The organism is Paenibacillus xylanexedens (assembly GCF_007676705.1).
Taxonomy (GTDB): Bacteria; Bacillota; Bacilli; order Paenibacillales; family Paenibacillaceae; genus Paenibacillus; species Paenibacillus xylanexedens_C.
Map to the genome: position 1 here is coordinate 1 of NZ_VEBF01000249.1, position 284 is coordinate 284.

The 284-nt window shown below is 46.5% G+C and carries 1 protein-coding gene; it reads left to right on the forward strand.

The genetic code is table 11. The features are described from left to right. The coding region (locus FS628_RS31650; protein WP_186328043.1) for a hypothetical protein at positions 1-284 on the forward strand (284 nt) is incomplete at both ends.

Here is a 284-nt window from a genome sequence, read left to right on the forward strand (position 1 = left end):
AAGAGATAAGTGTGGAAGAGGATTGTAGGGTTAGGGTAGGTGAAAGTGAGGAGATGATAGGGAAGGTGAAGAGGAAAAAGTATGGGGAAAGAGATTTTAATGAGGGGATGGATGTATGGGGAAGAGAAGGGGAGATGAAATGGTTTTGGTGTGAGGAGAGGATGGGGAGGATTGAAGTGAAAAGAGGAATGTTAAAGGGGGAAAGTGGAGGGAGGGTGAGTGTGGGTGGGATGTGGAAGAATGGTAGATATGTGATGTGGGATAGAGGGAGCATAAGCGTTAGG